The following is a 15,570-nucleotide window of genomic DNA, read 5'->3' as shown; positions in this document are numbered from 1 at the left end:
AGGGAAAACGCCTGATGATCACGCTATATCACTGCGACGGGGCACGTTCGTTCCGTCCGCTCTGGATGCTGGAAGAGCTCGGGCTGCCCTATGAGCTCAAGATGCTGCCGTTTCCGCCGCGCGTGTTCGCCAAGGAATATCTCGCGATCAATCCGCTCGGCACCATTCCCTTCATGGTCGATGGCCAGACCAAAATGACGGAATCGTCCGGCATCTGCCACTACATCGGCACCAAATATGGCCCGACGCCGCTGGTGGTCGGGCCCGACGAGCCGGCCTACGGCGCATTCCTGAACTGGATGTACTTTTCCGACGCCACGCTGACCTTTCCGCAAACGCTGGTGCTGAGATACAGCCAGCTCGAGCCGGAGGAGCGCCGGAATCCGCAGGTTGCGGGGGACTATGCCAAATGGTTCCTGGGCCGGCTGCGGGCCGTGGAAGCCGCCACCGCAACGGCGGAAACGCTGTGCGCGGACCGCTTTACCGCCGCCGATATCGCCAACGGCTATGCGCTGCGGCTGGCCGGAAATATCGGCCTGGCCAAGGATTTCGGGCCCAATGTCGCAGCCTATTGGGCGCGGTTGCAGGCGCGTGACGGTTATAAGCGGGCGGTGGCCGCCGAGCAAAAGGCGGGCATCGAACAGAATGTGGCGCCGCGGATACGGAATTGATTGAGCGGTCATTCCGGGGCGCGAAGCGAACCTCAGATGCGCAATTGCGCATCGGGGAATCTCGAGATTCCGGGTTCGATGCTTCGCATCGCCCCGGAATGACGGTGGTTCTGTCGGTGACAGACCCCCATTTTCCGCTATGGTTGCCCCTATCGCAGCGGCCAGAGAGCCGCGCGAGGAGGATGCACCATGGACGACGCCTTGGATGACATGGGCCGGAAATCGGGCCATCTGATGCTGATCACTCCGGAACGCGTGTTCTACGCGGGCCTGCTCGGCCGGCCGCGGGAACGCTGCTCGGGTGCGTTCAACATCTATGTCGCGATCGAAGGCGGGTTGCGGCTTACAGCCGATGGCCGGAACAGCCATGCCGAAATGTTCGCTGTGCTGCCGAACACTGGGCATACCATCGCCAGCGACTATCGTTCGGTGCTGAGCGTCGTGATCGAGCCGGAAAGCGTTTGTCCCGGCGTGCTCGAAGACCTCGCCGCGCGGTTGTCGGGGCCTGAAGGCGCCGCTTTTGCCGACCGCATCCGCGCCGCCTATCTCGCCTTGCGCGAGCACCATGCGGGCGACGATTTCTCCAGCGCCGAATTCGACTTTCTGTGCCTTGGCGAAGCCCTCCCGCAACGCGTGCTCGATCCACGAGTGGCGCGCGCGATACTGCAGATCGGACGATTCTGCGGCGAACCGGTGACGGCCGCAAGCTGCGCCGCGGAAGCAGGTCTCTCGCCGTCGCGCTTCCTGCATTTGTTCAAGGAAGAGACCGGAATCTCGTTCCGCTCGTTCCGCGCCTGGAAGCGGGCGCGGCATTTGCTGCATTTTGCCAACCAGGACATCAACCTTGCGCATCTCGCGCAGGACATCGGTTATCCCGACTCCACGCATTTCAGCCACTCGATCCGCCGCTTCTACGGCTTGAAGCCGCGCGCGATCTTTTCCGGTTCGCGCGATCTGGCAATCTACCGCAGCAATCGCACCGGCGGCGCCAATAGCGGGTGGACGCAAGAAGCGGGCTGATGCGGGCCGCATGATCGCCAGCGCATGATCCGGAAAAGTGTGAAGCGGTTTTCCGAACGGATCATGCGCAAAACAAGGCGATTTCCGCCCATTTTCGAAGGCTGATCCATGAGCGACAAGGCCGTCATTACCTGCGCGCTGAACGGCGTGCTGACCGACCCGAAACAGCACAACGTACCTGTCACGCCTGAACAGATGGCGCGCGAGGCCAAGGCCGCCTTCAACGCCGGCGCCAGCATCATGCATATCCATCTGCGCCAGCAGGAACCGGGCAAGGGCCATCTGCCGTCCTGGGAAGTCAGCGTCAGCAAAGAGATTCAGCAGGCGGTGCGCGAGGCCTGCCCCGGCGTCATCATCAACCACACCACCGGGACCTCGGGTCCCAATTATAGCGGCGCGCTCGATTGCGTGCGCGAGACCAAACCCGAGATCGCGGCCTGCAATGCCGGCTCACTGAATTACCTCAAGGTGAAATCCGACAACACCTGGGCCTGGCCGCCGATGATGTTCGATAACGCCGTCGAAAAGGTGCAGGACTATCTCGGCGTGATGAAAGTGGCGGGCACGATCCCCGAGTTCGAATGCTTCGATGTCGGCATCGTGCGCTGCGTCGGCATGTACCGGCAGACTGGCATGTATTCAGGGCCGCTGGAGTATAATTTCGTGATGGGCGTTGCATCCGGCATGCCGGCGGATCCGGATCTGCTGCCGATCCTGCTCAAGCTCAAATTGCCCGAAGCGCACTGGCAGGTCACCGCGATCGGCCGCGCCGAAATCTGGCCGCTGCACCAACGCTGTGCCGACCTCGGCGGTCATTTGCGCACCGGGCTGGAGGACACCTTCTATCTCGCCGACGGCACCAAGGTGACCTCCAATGGCCAATTGATCGAAGCGATGGCCGCCTGCGCCCGCCGTGCTGGCAGAGAGATCGCCAGCCCCGCCGAGGCAAGGCAGATATTTGGGACGAGGCATTAAGTTGTCATTCCGGGGCGCGCGCAGCGCGAACCCGGAATCTCGAGGTTCCGGGTTCGCTGCGCGCCCCGGAACGACGGAGTAAACTAATTCATGGCCATCATCGAATCCACCATCGCCCCAAGCAGCGCCGGCTACAGAGCCAACCGCGACGGCATGCTGGCGCTGATCGCGCGCATGCGCGGGCTTGAGGAGCGGACGCGCACCGCCTCCGCCGCTGCCAAGGACCGCTTCCACAAGCGCGGCCAATTATTGCCGCGCGAGCGCGTTGCGCTGGTGCTCGATCCCGGCTCGCCCTTCATCGAATTGATGACGCTGGCGGGCTACATGTTCGACGTGCCGGATGCCGACAAGAGCATCCCGGGCGGCGGGGCGATCGCCGGCATCGGGTTCGTCTCCGGCATCCGTTGCATGATCAGCGCCAATGATTCCGGCATCGACGCCGGCGCGTTGCAGCCTTACGGCCTCGACAAGACCTTGCGCGTGCAGGAACTGGCGCTGGAGAACAAGCTGCCCTACGTGCAACTGGTCGAAAGCGCCGGCGCCAATCTGCTGCGCTACCGCGTCGAGGATTTTATTCGCGGCGGCAATATCTTTCGTAACCTGGCCAGGCTGTCGGCGGCGGGACTGCCTGTTGTCACCGTGACGCACGGTTCATCGACCGCGGGCGGCGCTTACCAGACCGGGCTCTCCGACTACATCGTGATGGTGCGCGGCCGCACTCGCGCCTTCCTCGCGGGGCCGCCGCTGCTTAAGGCGGCAACAGGCGAGATCGCGACCGAAGAGGAACTCGGCGGCGCCGAGATGCACACCTCGATCTCCGGCCTCGGCGATTATCTTGCCGAAGACGACCGCGACGGGCTGCGGATCGCGCGCGACATCATGACCAATATGCAGTGGGACCGGCCAAAACCGGCCGAAACCTCGTATCGGCCGCCGCGCTATGACGCGGAGGAACTGCTTGGCATCATGCCGATGGACCACAAGCGTCCGGTCGACATGCGGCAGGCCATCGCGCGCTTTATCGACGATTCCGATTTTACCGAATTCGGCAGCAATTACGGCCCCGCCACCATCTGCGGCCACGCCCGCATCGAGGGACAGGCGATCGGTATCATCACCAACAACGGTCCGCTCGATGTGCCCGGCGCCAACAAGGCGACGCACTTCATCCAGGCCTGCTGCCAGTCGCGCACGCCGCTTTTGTATATGAACAACACGACCGGCTACATGGTCGGCAAGGCTTACGAAGAAGCCGGCATGATCAAGCACGGCTCCAAGATGATTCAGGCGGTAACCTCGGCGACCGTGCCGCAGATCACCATCTATTGCGGCGCATCGTTCGGCGCCGGCAATTACGGCATGTGCGGGCGCGGCTTCCATCCGCGCTTCTGCTTCTCCTGGCCCAACGCCAAGACGGCGGTGATGGGCGGCGAGCAGGCGGCCGAGACCATGGCGATCGTTACCGAAGCGGCGGCTGCGCGGCGTGGCAAACCGATCGAGAAGGAAAAGCTTGACGCGATGAAGGCGCAGATAACAGGCGTGTTCGACGGCCAGATGGACGTGTTCTCGACCTCGGCACGTGTGCTCGATGACGGCGTGATCGATCCGCGCGATACCCGCAGCGTGCTATCCGAGGTGCTGGCAATCTGCCGCGAGGCCGAGGCACGGACGCCGCAGCCCATGCAATTCTCGGTCGCGCGGCCATGACGATGATGAAGTCGACGCCGTTCTTCAAGATATTGATCGCCAACCGCGGCGAGATCGCGCTGCGCATCATGCGCACCGCGCGCCGTCTCGGCTATGGCGTGGTCGCGGTCTATTCCGATGCCGACCGCGACGCGCTTCATGTCCGCGAAGCGGATCAAGCCGTGCGGATTGGCGAGGCGCTGCCGGCGCAATCCTATTTGCGGATCGAGGCGATCATTGCGGCGGCCAAAGCCAGCGGCGCGACGGCGGTCCATCCCGGCTACGGCTTCCTCGCCGAGAACGAAGATTTTGCTCAGGCCTGCCGTGACGCGGGTCTGGTCTTCATCGGACCGTCGCCGGAAGCGATCCGGGCGATGGGCAACAAGGCCGGCGCCAAGGAGATCATGGAAAAGGCTGGCGTGCCCTGCGTGCCCGGCTATCAGGGCGCCGACCAGAGCGACGCTGTTATGCTGGCGGAAGCCAAAAAGATCGGCTTTCCCGTGATGATCAAGGCGGTCGCCGGTGGCGGCGGTCGCGGCATGCGGCTGGTCGCGGACGCGGCGGCATTTCCGGATGCCTTGCGGAGCGCGCGGTCGGAAGCGCAGGGCGCGTTCGGCGATCCCACCGTGATCCTCGAGCGCGCCATCGTTAATCCCCGCCACATCGAGATCCAGGTGTTCGGCGATCGTTACCGCAACGCGGTTCATCTCGGTGAGCGCGATTGCTCGGTGCAGCGGCGGCACCAGAAGCTGATCGAGGAGGCGCCGTCGCCGGCGGTGTCGCCGAGACTGCGGGCGCGGATGGGCGCGGTTGCGGTGTCAGCGGTGAAATCGATCGGTTATGAGGGCGTCGGCACGCTGGAATTCCTGCTCGATAGCAGCGGCGAGTTCTACTTCATGGAAATGAACACGCGGCTGCAGGTCGAGCATCCCGTCACCGAGGCGATCACGGGCCTCGACCTGGTCGAGCTGCAACTGCGCGTCGCCAGCGGTGAGCCGCTCGGGCTGGTGCAGGAAGACATCAAATTTTCCGGCCATGCCATCGAGGTGCGGCTGTGTTCGGAGGATGCCGGCCACGACTTCATGCCGCAATCCGGCACGATGGCGTTGTGGCAGATGCCTGACGGTATCCGGGTCGAACACGCGCTTCAATCCGGCTGCGAAATTCCGCCGTTCTATGATTCGATGATCGCCAAGATCATCAGCCACGGCGCGACCCGCGATGAGGCCCGGGGCAAGCTGATCGTTGGACTGGAGCAGCTAGCCGCATTCGGCGTCACCACAAATCAGGGCTTTCTGATTTCATGCCTGCGCCATCCCGGTTTTGCCGCGGGTGAGGCGACCACCGCCTTCATCGGCAACCATCGCGATGAATTGCTGGCGCCGCGCAAGGGTGCAGCTTCGGATGCCGAGCTTGCGGCGTTGCTGCTGTATGTCACCGATCCCTCGGCACCGAAATGGAAGCCCGGACGCTCGCTGGCGGCGGCGTTCCCGGTTCCCGTTCGAGTCGAGATCGGCGGTGCGGTCCATGAGATCGAGATCGTGCGCGAGCGTGACGGCAGCTATCGCGGGCTCAACAACACGCTCTATCGAATCGAAGTTCACGCCGTCGGCGGCGACACCATCCGCTTCAGCCGCGACGGTCTTTCGGAGTCCGTCAAATTCCTGCGTGACCGGGACCGGCTCTACTTCCTGCACCGCGGCGCCACGATTGCGGTTCGTGACCTGACGCTGGCGGCACCGGTGTCGGCCGCGGCCAGCGGCGGCGACGGCAAGGTGAGGGCGGCGATGAACGGCCGCGTCGTCGCCGTGCTGGTCAAGCCGGGCGATCAGGTAACGGCCGGCCAGCCGGTGATGACGCTGGAGGCGATGAAGATGGAGCATGTGCATACGGCGGGTGTTGCGGGCAAGGTCGCGGCGATCGATGTGGCCGAGGGCGAGCAGGTGACGACGGGGAAGATCGTGGTCGAGATCGAGGCGGCGGTATAGCAGCAAACCATATCTCGTCCCGGACAAGCGAAGCGCGATCCGGGACCCATACGCCGCGGCAGTTATTGTTGAGCACAATGGTCGACGGCTTCTTCCAACAACAGATGACCGGGGTTATGGGTCCCGGCCTTCGCCGGGACGACGATAGAGTTTACTCCACCCGCGTTCGCCGGGACGACGATGGAGGTTACTCCGCCCGCCCGGTCCCCTCATTGAGCCAGCACGCGACCTGATGCCGCGCGCCGGCATCAAGCAGCGACGGCCGTTCGACCTTGCAGCGGTCCATCACGTAGCGGCAGCGGGTGTGGAAGGCGCAGCCCGACGGCGGGTTGATCGGGCTTGGCACGTCGCCGTCGATCATCGGCGCGAGCTTCTTCGCCTTCGGGTTGGCGACCGGCACCGAGGCGAGCAGCGCCTGCGTATAGGGATGGCGCGGGTTGGCGAACAGCTCGGTCTTGTCCGCGATCTCGACGATGCGGCCGAGATACATCACCGCGACGCGGTGGCTGATATGGGCGACCACGGCGAGGTCATGGGCGATGAACAAATACGAAAAATTGTTCTTGCGCTGCAGGTCGATCAACAGATTGATCACCTGCGCCTGGATCGAGACGTCGAGCGCCGATACCGGTTCGTCGCAGACGATCAGGCTCGGCCCGAGCGACAGCGCGCGGGCAATGCAGATGCGCTGCCGCTGGCCGCCGGAGAACTGATGCGGATAGTTCTTCATCTGGTCCGCGCGCAGGCCGACCTGGGCGAACAGTTCGGCGACCCGTTCCTGCTGCTTAGCGCCGGTGGCAAGGCCGTGGACGCCGAGCGGCTCGCCGACGATGTCGCCGGCGGTCATGCGCGGATTGAGCGAAGCGAACGGATCCTGGAATACGATCTGCATCGAGCGCCGATGTGGCCGCAGATCCGCCTTGCTGAGGTTGGTGATGTCAGTGCCGTTGAGCTTGATCGCGCCGCTGGTCGGTTCCACCAGCCGCAGCACGCTGCGCGCGACCGTCGACTTGCCGCAGCCGGATTCTCCGACCAGCCCGAGCGTCTCGCCCTTGCCGACCGAGAAGCTGACGCCGTCGACCGAATGCACGGTGCCGATGCGCCGGCGCAGGATGCCCCCGCGCACCGGATAATGTTTGACGAGGTCGGTCACTTCGAGCAGGGGCGTTGCGTCGGTCATATCGCGGCCACCATTTCCGCCGCGCGCCAGCAGGCCGCAAAATGATTGTCGCCGAAATCCAGTAGCGGCGGATATTCGGCGCGGCAGCGGTCGATCGCGAACGGACAGCGCGGTGCAAAGGCGCAGCCCGGCGGCAAATTGGTCAGCGACGGCACCATGCCGGGAATTTCGTTCAACCTGACATCCTCTTTCGCGCCAAGCGAAATCACCGCCGGCATCGAGGCCATCAGGCCGCGGGTGTAGGGATGCCGTGGATTCTCGAACAGCGCCTCGACGGTAGCCTCCTCGACCTTCTTGCCGGCATACATCACGATGACGCGCTGCGCGGTCTGCGCCACCACGCCGAGATCATGGGTGATCAGGATCAGGCCGGTGCCGAGGGTCTTTTGCAGATCGACGATCAGCGCCAGGATTTGGGCCTGGATCGTGACGTCGAGCGCGGTGGTCGGCTCGTCCGCGATCAACAGCGCCGGCCGGCACGCCAGCGCCATCGCGATCATCGCGCGCTGGCGCATGCCGCCGGAAAGCTGGTGCGGATATTCATGCGCGCGCCGCTCCGGTTCGGGAATCCGTACCAGCCGCAGCATCTCGACGGCTTTCGTCCACGCTTGCCTGGACGTCATGTCCTGGTGCAGGCGCACCACCTCGGTGATCTGGTCGCCGATCCGCATCACCGGATTGAGCGAGGTCATCGGCTCCTGGAAGATCATCGACATCCGGTTGCCACGGATCTTGCGCATGTCCGCTTCGCCGATGCCGAGCAGGTCGGTGCCTTCGAGCGTCACCGAGCCGCCGACGATTCGCCCCGGCGGGTCCGGCACCAGCCGCATGATCGACAGCGCGCTGACGCTCTTGCCGCAGCCGGATTCGCCGACGATCGCCAGCGTCTCGCCGCGGCGGACGTGAAACGATACGTCATCGACTGCCCGGAACAGGCCCGAATTGGTGAAGAACACCGTCTGCAGGTTCTTCACATCGAGAACCGTCTCATCCGCGCGTGCCTCGGTCATCAGCCGCGCTGCCTCGGGTCGAGGATGTCGCGCAGCGCGTCGCCGAACAGATTGGTGCCGAACACCGCAAGGCTGATCGCGACGCCGGGGAAGATCACCAGCCAGGGCGCGGTGCGGACATATTCCGCCGCCGATTCCGACAGCATGCGGCCCCATGACGGATAGGGTTCGGGAATGCCGAGGCCGAGGAACGACAGCGAGGCTTCGGTGAGAATGGTGGAACCGAGCTGCGCGGTCGCCAGCACGATCAGCGGCGCCAGCGTGTTCGGCAGCACGTGGCGGATCGCGATACGAGTCTCGCTCATGCCGATCGACTTGGCGGCCTCGACGAACGGCAGTTCGCGCAACGCCAGCGTGTTGGCGCGGATCACGCGGGCCACCGTCGGTATCAGCGGGATCGCGATCGCGATGATGACGTTCGGCAGCGACGGCCCCAACGCCGCCGTCATGACCAGCGCCAGCACCAGCAGCGGCAGGGCCTGCAAAATGTCGGTCACGCGCTGGAACAGCAAATCGACCCAGCCCGAGAGATAGCCGGAGACGAGGCCGACGATGACGCCGAGCGTTGAGCCCAGCACCGTGGCGCCGATGCCGACGGCCAGCGAAATCCGGGCACCATGGACGATCCGGCTCCAGACATCGCGGCCGAATGAATCGGTACCCAGCCAATGCACGGCGTCCGGCGCCGCCAGCCGGTGCGTGGAATCGACGCTGAGCGGACTGAAGCGGCAGATCAGATCGGCCGATATCGCCACCCAGACGAACATCACCATGATGAAGAGGCCGATGGTGCCGAGCATGTAGCGTTGCGCGAGAAACGTCAGCCGGCGCCAGCCATGCGTCGAATGGGCGCCGGCGCGTTTCAGTTCGCTATCGTAATTGACCACGGCCAAACCTGAATCTCCTAATCCCCGTACCGGATGCGCGGATCGATCGCGGCGTACAGCAAGTCGACCGTGAAGTTGGCGAATACCACGACGACGGCGATCAGCATCACGAGGTTCTGCACGATCGGGTAGTCGCGCCAGCGCAGCGCCTCGACCAGGAAGCGGGCGATGCCCGGGATATTGAACACGGTTTCAGTGACGATCAGCCCGCCGATCAAAAAGGCGGCCTCGATGCCGATCACGGTGATGACGGGCAGGATGGCGTTTTTCAGCGCATGGCGATAATTGACCGAATTCTCCGAGGCGCCCTTGGCGCGCGCGGTGCGGATGAAATCCTGGCGCAGGATTTCGAGCATCGAGGAGCGCGTGATGCGCATCGTCAGCGCGGCGCTGCGAAAGCCGACCGCCATCGCCGGAACGCAGTAGATGGCGATCGCTTCGGTCCAGGTTTTCGGATTGGGATTGAAGATCGGCATGGTTCCGAACATCGAAACCGACGCCATCAGGATCAGCAGTCCGAGCCAGAACGAGGGCAGCGACAGCCCGCTCAGGCTGACGATACGCAAGGCATAATCGAGCCTTGTGCCCTGGTGAACGGCGCTGATGACGCCCAAGGGAATACCGATCGCTGCGGAGAACAGCAGCGCCAGCCCTGCCAGCCGCGCCGTGATCGGAATCCGCGGCAGGATCTCCTGCAGAGCCGGTTTTTCCGACACATAGGAATAGCCGAGATCGCCGTGCAGCAACCCGCCGATCCAGCGGAAATACTGCACCACGATCGGGTCGCTGAGACCGAGTTCCTTTTCCAGATTAGCCTTGTCGGCGGGATCGACGAAACCGGCCGCGTCGAACAGGATGTCGACGATATTGCCGGGAACGACGCGCAGCAGCACGAAGATGATGATCGAGATCCCGATCAGGGTCACGAACATCAAGGCGAGGCGTCGCACGATATAAGCAAACACCTGGCTATTCTCCCTGGCCGGCCGACGTAATGGCGGACGTTACTTGTCCATCCATACATCCTCGTAACGATAGCCGTTATAGGAGCTGTTCACCATGATGGTGATGCCCTTGACGTAGGGCTGCCAGCAGGAACCCGAGCGGCCGTGGTAGATGATCGGGCGGGCGACGTCCTCCTGCAACTTCTTGTCGATTTCCCAGACGATTTTCTTGCGCTTGGCGACGTCGGTCTCCTGGGACTGCTCGCCGAACAGCTTTTCGATGTCCTTGTTGCAGTAGTTGGTGTAGTTGCGCTCCGAGCCGCAGGAATAGTTCTCGTAGAACGACTGGTCGGGATCGTCGACGGCATTGCCGGTCAGATTGAGGCCGAGCGCATAATCCTTGCGCGCGACTTTCGAGAACCAGTTCGCCGTCTCGACCACGTCAAGCTCGCCATCGATATAGATGCTCTTGAGCTGATCGATCAGGATGATGGCGGGGTCGCGATAGATCGGAATGTTGCGCGTGGCGACCTTGACCGCGAGCCGCTTGTCCGGCCCAAAGCCCGCCTTCTGCATCAGCTTGCGCGCTTCTTCCCGGTTGGCGTTGATGTCGGGGCCGTAGCCCGGGATGGTCTCCAGCATCTCTTTCGGCATCGCCCACAACCCGCCCGGCGCGGGAAGCATGGTGCCGCCGATATCCGCCTGTCCCTCGAACAGGATCGAGATGAACGCCTTGCGGTCGATCGCCAGCGCCATCGCGCGGCGGATATCCAGGCTGTCAAACGGCGGCGAGGACGAGTTGACGATGATGTTGGTCGAGACGTTGATCGGCTCGACGACGCACACGGCATTCGGCGACTGCTTCTTGACGTCCTTGAGCAGCGGGATCGACACTTCGGTGGGGAAGGTCATGTCGAACTGGCCGGAGATGAAGCCGAGAATGGCCGTCGACCGGTTGGTGATGATGGTGAATTCCATGCCGTCGAGATACGGCAGGCCCTTCTTCCAGTAATCCGGGTTGCGCGTCAGCTTGATCGATTCATTGGCCTTGAACTCGACGAATTTGAACGGGCCGGTGCCGGTCGGCTTGGTGCGCATGTCGCCGGGCGAGACGTGGCAGGGATAGACCGGCGTATAGCCGGAGGCGAGCAGCGCCAGCAGCGCCGGCTGCGGCCGCTTCAGATTGAACGACGCCTCGAAATCGCCTGACGTGGTGACGTCGACGACCTCGTCGTACCAGGATTTTCGCGGGTTCTTGCGGAATTTCTGCTGCGACTTGCCCATCAGCATATCGAAGGTGCATTTGACGTCGGCGGAGGTGAACGGCTTGCCGTCGTGCCATTTGACGCCCTGCCGCAGCTTGAAGGTGAGCTTCTTCTTGTCGCCGCTCCACGCCCAGCTCTCCGCGAGGTCAGGGACGATCGACTCCATGGAGTTCTGCGGGACGTCCTGCTTGTAGATCACGAGGTTGTTGAAAACAGGCATGAAGGGAATGTTGACCGAATAGGTCGCCTCCTCGTGGATCGAGGCGCTGGCCGGGCTGTCGCGGTGATAGACCTTGAGGATGCCGCCCTGCTTGGGCTCGCCCGCCGATGCAACATGGTAGGCCGGCAGCAATAACAACGCCGCGACGGCAAGCGTTCGCACGCTCCGCATGGTGTCCCCTCCCGAGAATGTTCGGTCTCAAATGGCCGATTACCGCCGACGATAGCATGACCATCCTGCCGGGCAACCGGCCAAGGCCGTGCGGAGGTTGGCAATTCGGACGAATGAAACTCCGTATGGCGGAACTGGCCTGACTTTTGCGACCGTTTGCACGGATATGGCTGAGCAATTGGCGCCGTCGTTGCGACGCACACAAGATGATCGCGCCATAATGCCTCACCCGAGCGCTCACGCCGTCACGTTCCGGCATATTTCGCATCAACGCGGTCGCGCGTTTGCCAATCCTGAGCTCCTCACACGATCCGCGAGGTCTTGTTGCCCCAATAGCGGTCGCGCAACAGGCGCTTGTAGAGTTTGCCGGTGGGCAGCCGCGGCAGCTCCTTCTCGAAATCGATCGAGCGCGGCACTTTCTGGCGCGACAGCGACTGGCTGCAGAACGCGATCAATTCCTCCGCGAGATCCGCTCCTGGCGAAACGCCGGGCATTGGCTGCACCACCGCCTTCACTTCCTCGCCCAGATCCGGATTGGGTACGCCGAACACCGCGGCATCGGCGATTTTGGGATGGGTGATCAGCAAGTTCTCGCATTCCTGCGGGTAGATGTTGACACCGCCGGAGATGATCATGAACGTCGCGCGGTCGGTGAGATAGAGGAAGCCGTCATTGTCGACATAGCCGACATCGCCCACCGTGCTCATGCTGCCGTCCGCCGAGCGCGCCTCCTTCGTCTTGGCCGGGTCGCCGAAATACTCGAACGGCGTCGCGGTCTTGAACCACACCGTGCCCGGCGTGCCGACGGGAACGGCCTGCATGTTCTCGTCGAGAATATGCAGATCGCCGAGCAGCACCCGGCCCACGGTGCCGCGATGGGCAAGCCACTCCTGGCTGTTGCAGGAGGTGAAGCCGAGCCCTTCGGTGGCGCCGTAATATTCGTGGATGATCGGTCCCCACCATTTGATGATGTCGTCCTTGACCGCCGCGGGGCAGGGCGCGGCGGCATGGATCGCGATCTCGAGCGAGGAGAGATCGTATCGCGTGCGCACCTCTTCCGGCAGCTTCAGCATCCGCGAGAACATCGTCGGCACCAGCTGGGTGTGCGTGATGCCCCATTTCGGAACCAGCGAGAGATAATGTTCGGGATCGAACCGTTCCATGATGATGGCGGTGCCGCCCATCTTGATGGTGAGGTTGACGGCGGCCTGCGGCGCCGAATGGTAGAGCGGCGCCGGCGATAGATAGATCATGCCCTCGCGGTACTGCCAGATCTTCACCAGGAAATCGAACAGCGGCAAATTCTGGTCGGCCGGCAGTTCCGGCAGCGGGCGCAGAATCCCCTTCGGCCGGCCGGTGGTGCCGGAGGAATAGAGCATCGCGGTGCCGACGCATTCATCCGCGATCGGCGTGTGCGGCAATCCTGCCGTTACGTCCAGCAGGCCGACGATGCGATCGCTTTCGGGCCCACTTTCTCCTTGGCCATCGGCGACGATGCAAAGCTCGACGTGCGTGCATTCCTTCAGCGCCTCGCGCGCGACATCGAGTTTTTCCCTCGATGTGATCAGGATGCGCGACTGGCTGTTGGTCAGGATATAGGCGAGCTCGCTTGCGGTGAGGTAGGAGTTCACGCAGGTGTAATAGAGGCCGGAGCGTTCGCCGGCGCCGCAGGCTTCGAGATAGCGGCTGTTGTTCTCCATGAAGATCGAATAATGGTCGAGCCGCTTCAGGCCGCGTTGACGGAACAGATGCGCCAGCCGGTTGGAGCGCGCGTCGAGTTCGCGATAGGTGACGGTCTCGCCGGTTCCCGCCATGATGAAGGCGGGCTGCAGCGGACGAAGTTTTACATGCTTGCCGGTGTACATTTACTTTCCGTCTATCCCTTTGTTTTGAGCATGATCATCTCGGAAAACCGGTGCCCACTTTTCCGGATCATGCTCTAGGCCGCCAGTTCGAGAATCTCGCGCACCTGTGCAGGTCCCTCGATCTTGCGTGGGTTGCGCGGCACCCACGGCGTCGCCATCGCCTGCCGCGCGATGCGGTCGAAATGCTCAGGCCCGACTTTGACCTCGCGCAGGCTGCGCGGCATGCCGAGGCCGCGAATGAAATTATCGAGCACGTCGCCGGCATCCTTGCCCGGATGCCCCATCGCGGCTGATACCAGCGCCTGGCGCTCGGCATTCACAGGCTTGTTCCAGCGCATCACGAAGGGGAGCATCACGCAGGAGGTGTGGCCGTGCGGCACGCCGAACTCGGCGCCGAGCACGTAGCCGATGCCGTGGCTGGCGCCCATCGGCACGCCCGCGGCCAGCGGCCCGGTCGAAAGCCAGGTGCCGATCTGGCAATCCATCCGCGCGTCGAGATCGGCGCCATCGGCCTTCACCCGCGGCAGCGCCTGCGCCAGCAGCGCAAGCCCCTTCAGCGCCTGGGCGTCGGCATAGGGATGCGCCTCGCGCGCACAAATGCCCTCAACGCAATGGTCGACGGCGCGGATGCCGGTCGACAGCCACAGCCATTCCGGCGTGTGCAGGCCGATCGCGGGGTCGAGGATCACGGCGCGCGGCATCACCAGCCGATGGCGCAGCGCTTCCTTGACCTTGGTCCGCTCGTTGGTAACGCCGGCGTTTGCGGTGAATTCGCCGCCGGCGATCGTCGTCGGCGCGCTGATCTGCCGCACCGCCGGCGGGTTCATCGGCGGCGGCGCGCCGGCAACGGCCCTTATTTTGTCGATGCCTTCGACGGTCGTAATGTCATTGGCGAGGCAGAGCTGCACCGCCTTGGCGCCGTCGGTGATCGAGCCGCCGCCGACGGTGACGATGAGATCGGCTTTGGCTGATCGGGCCTGTTCGGTCGCTGAGATCACGGCCGCGCGCGGCGTGTGGGCGGGCATCGCGTCGAACGTCGCGACGCAGCGCGGCCCCAGCACGTCGCGAATGTTCCTGATCACGTCAGTCTCGCGGTTAAGCGTGCCGCTGACCATCAGGAACGCTCTGACAGCGCCGAGCCGGTCCATCTGCTCGACGATCACCTCGGATGCAGGCCGTCCGAACACGACCTCATCCATGGCGCCGAATACCACACGCCCTCTATGCACGCTTGTCCTCCCCGGACATTTTGAATGGAGGTTAGCGGAGGAAATTCCGGCCGTCATGCCCGAAGATGATGCGGGGGGAGCGGGGGTGCATCCCGGCAGTACCAAGTCTTCATACCGGCGCATGCGTTGCTTTCACCCTCCCCTGGAGGGGGAGGGTCGGCTCGCATTGAGCGTAGCGAAATGTGAGACGGGGTGGGGTGATCTCTCAACACGGGGACTGTCCGAGGGGATAGACCGTCACCCCACCCCGCCGCTTCGCGTCGACCCACGAGCAAGCTTCGCTTGTCTCGGACCCCTCCAGGGGAGGGTAAGCAAACGCACCTTCGCATTCTCGCGGCGCGATGCGCCCGAGTTGTGCTGGAATTCTTCGCCCCCAAAATTCAGAGGGCGCAGGGAATGCCGGATGCGCGCTGCACCCGCGGTCTCGTGTGCGAATAGTGCAAAGAAAGCTGCACACGA

12 protein-coding genes are annotated in these 15,570 nt (G+C 63.6%); 5 read left to right on the top strand and 7 right to left on the bottom strand.

Annotated elements, in window-relative coordinates; translation table 11 throughout:
* The first annotated feature begins 14 nt into the window (after positions 1-14).
* From JQ611_RS26225 to JQ611_RS26205, 5 genes are all read left to right on the top strand, one after another.
* Positions 15-671 (top strand): glutathione S-transferase family protein, encoded by a 657-nt coding sequence (locus JQ611_RS26225; RefSeq protein WP_212269397.1) that lies wholly within the window; start codon positions 15-17, stop codon positions 669-671.
* A gap of 201 nt (positions 672-872) precedes the next feature.
* The gene (locus JQ611_RS26220; RefSeq protein ID WP_212269408.1) at positions 873-1,691 is read left to right on the top strand and encodes a helix-turn-helix domain-containing protein; all 819 of its coding nucleotides are present in this window, start codon (positions 873-875) and stop codon (positions 1,689-1,691) included.
* Positions 1,692-1,799: 108 nt separating this feature from the next.
* Positions 1,800-2,666 carry a 3-keto-5-aminohexanoate cleavage protein gene (locus tag JQ611_RS26215; RefSeq protein ID WP_212269398.1) on the top strand — a complete coding sequence of 289 codons (867 nt, stop codon included), beginning with the start codon at positions 1,800-1,802 and terminating at the stop codon, positions 2,664-2,666.
* 90 nt (positions 2,667-2,756) lie between these two features.
* On the top strand, positions 2,757-4,373 hold the full coding sequence (locus tag JQ611_RS26210) for an acyl-CoA carboxylase subunit beta (protein WP_212269399.1): 1,617 nt from the start codon (positions 2,757-2,759) through the stop codon (positions 4,371-4,373).
* 5 nt (positions 4,374-4,378) lie between these two features.
* Positions 4,379-6,340 carry an acetyl-CoA carboxylase biotin carboxylase subunit gene (locus JQ611_RS26205; protein WP_212467075.1) on the top strand — a complete coding sequence of 654 codons (1,962 nt, stop codon included), beginning with the start codon at positions 4,379-4,381 and terminating at the stop codon, positions 6,338-6,340.
* A 187-nt stretch (positions 6,341-6,527) separates the two neighbouring features.
* On the opposite strand, the gene JQ611_RS26200 is transcribed toward JQ611_RS26205, so the two are convergent.
* The 7 genes from JQ611_RS26200 to JQ611_RS26170 all read right to left on the bottom strand — a co-directional run bounded on the left by JQ611_RS26200 (position 6,528) and on the right by JQ611_RS26170 (position 15,111).
* On the bottom strand, positions 6,528-7,520 hold the full coding sequence (locus JQ611_RS26200; RefSeq protein WP_212467005.1) for an ABC transporter ATP-binding protein: 993 nt from the start codon (positions 7,518-7,520) through the stop codon (positions 6,528-6,530).
* The gene (locus tag JQ611_RS26195) at positions 7,517-8,530 is read right to left on the bottom strand and encodes an ABC transporter ATP-binding protein (RefSeq protein ID WP_212467004.1); all 1,014 of its coding nucleotides are present in this window, start codon (positions 8,528-8,530) and stop codon (positions 7,517-7,519) included. The genes JQ611_RS26200 and JQ611_RS26195 overlap by 4 nt, the downstream gene beginning before the upstream one ends.
* Positions 8,530-9,423, bottom strand: coding sequence for an ABC transporter permease (locus JQ611_RS26190; RefSeq protein WP_212269402.1), 894 nt, complete (start codon positions 9,421-9,423; stop codon positions 8,530-8,532). The genes JQ611_RS26195 and JQ611_RS26190 overlap by 1 nt, the downstream gene beginning before the upstream one ends.
* Positions 9,424-9,434: 11 nt before the next feature.
* A complete protein-coding gene (locus JQ611_RS42755; protein WP_212033553.1) occupies positions 9,435-10,382 on the bottom strand; it encodes an ABC transporter permease in 948 nt (315 codons plus the stop codon).
* Between the two features lie 39 nt (positions 10,383-10,421).
* Complete coding sequence (locus JQ611_RS26180) at positions 10,422-12,017, bottom strand: ABC transporter substrate-binding protein (RefSeq protein ID WP_212033552.1); 1,596 nt, start codon at positions 12,015-12,017, stop codon at positions 10,422-10,424.
* A gap of 302 nt (positions 12,018-12,319) precedes the next feature.
* The gene (locus JQ611_RS26175) at positions 12,320-13,882 is read right to left on the bottom strand and encodes an AMP-binding protein (RefSeq protein WP_212467003.1); all 1,563 of its coding nucleotides are present in this window, start codon (positions 13,880-13,882) and stop codon (positions 12,320-12,322) included.
* A 74-nt stretch (positions 13,883-13,956) separates the two neighbouring features.
* On the bottom strand, positions 13,957-15,111 hold the full coding sequence (locus tag JQ611_RS26170) for an iron-containing alcohol dehydrogenase (RefSeq protein WP_212467002.1): 1,155 nt from the start codon (positions 15,109-15,111) through the stop codon (positions 13,957-13,959).
* Positions 15,112-15,570: the final 459 nt, after the last annotated feature.

The sequence above is a fragment of the Bradyrhizobium sp. AUGA SZCCT0182 genome, from assembly GCF_018130185.1.
Lineage (GTDB): Bacteria > Pseudomonadota > Alphaproteobacteria > Rhizobiales > Xanthobacteraceae > Bradyrhizobium.
This window is presented reverse-complemented; position numbering and strand designations above follow the sequence as displayed.

What these genes read in the sequence shown, in the direction of transcription:
- JQ611_RS26225 (WP_212269397.1), top strand. Translation starts at nt 15, where the DNA reads ATGATCACGCTATATCACTGCGACGGGGCACGTTCGTTCCGTCCGCTC.
- JQ611_RS26215 (WP_212269398.1), top strand. Translation starts at nt 1,800, where the DNA reads ATGAGCGACAAGGCCGTCATTACCTGCGCGCTGAACGGCGTGCTGACC.
- JQ611_RS26210 (WP_212269399.1), top strand. Translation starts at nt 2,757, where the DNA reads ATGGCCATCATCGAATCCACCATCGCCCCAAGCAGCGCCGGCTACAGA.
- JQ611_RS26205 (WP_212467075.1), top strand. Translation starts at nt 4,379, where the DNA reads ATGAAGTCGACGCCGTTCTTCAAGATATTGATCGCCAACCGCGGCGAG.
- JQ611_RS26200 (WP_212467005.1), bottom strand. Translation starts at nt 7,520, where the DNA reads ATGACCGACGCAACGCCCCTGCTCGAAGTGACCGACCTCGTCAAACAT.
- JQ611_RS26195 (WP_212467004.1), bottom strand. Translation starts at nt 8,530, where the DNA reads ATGACCGAGGCACGCGCGGATGAGACGGTTCTCGATGTGAAGAACCTG.
- JQ611_RS26180 (WP_212033552.1), bottom strand. Translation starts at nt 12,017, where the DNA reads ATGCGGAGCGTGCGAACGCTTGCCGTCGCGGCGTTGTTATTGCTGCCG.
- JQ611_RS26175 (WP_212467003.1), bottom strand. Translation starts at nt 13,882, where the DNA reads ATGTACACCGGCAAGCATGTAAAACTTCGTCCGCTGCAGCCCGCCTTC.